This is a genomic window from Telluria sp. AZSoR62 (assembly GCF_058111565.1).
Genome location: NZ_JBYTST010000222.1, coordinates 1 through 305, shown reverse-complemented (window position 1 = coordinate 305; position 305 = coordinate 1). Strand labels below are relative to the sequence as shown.

1 protein-coding gene is annotated in these 305 nt (G+C 52.8%); it reads left to right on the top strand.

Translation table 11 applies throughout. The features are described 5' to 3' along the window. Positions 1-62 precede the first annotated feature (62 nt). Positions 63-305: hypothetical protein (locus tag AC3XQU_RS23585; RefSeq protein ID WP_489876568.1), on the top strand; the 243-nt coding region annotated here is incomplete at its 3' end.

The window sequence follows — 305 nt, the reverse complement described above, 5'->3', positions numbered from 1 at the left end:
AAACTGGGCTCGGGCACGAGGTCACCGTACAAATCCAAGCGGCCATAGACCGTCGCGATGCAATGACAACCAAAACCATGTGCAGGCAGACCGGTAGGATGCTTGATGGCATGGAAGCAATGAAGTCGCTATTTAGCAACGTACTGAGCCTGGCTCACGGCACCTGGTTTGCAGACCTCCAGAGCGGCAGCTTTATCTCTGATTATCACGAAAGGTATTCAGACTCCGCGTGGCTTAGCAGGTTAATTATGATGGAGATCATCCGCCTGTCCTTTGTCCCCCGGAAATCCAGAGCTGCTGACAAG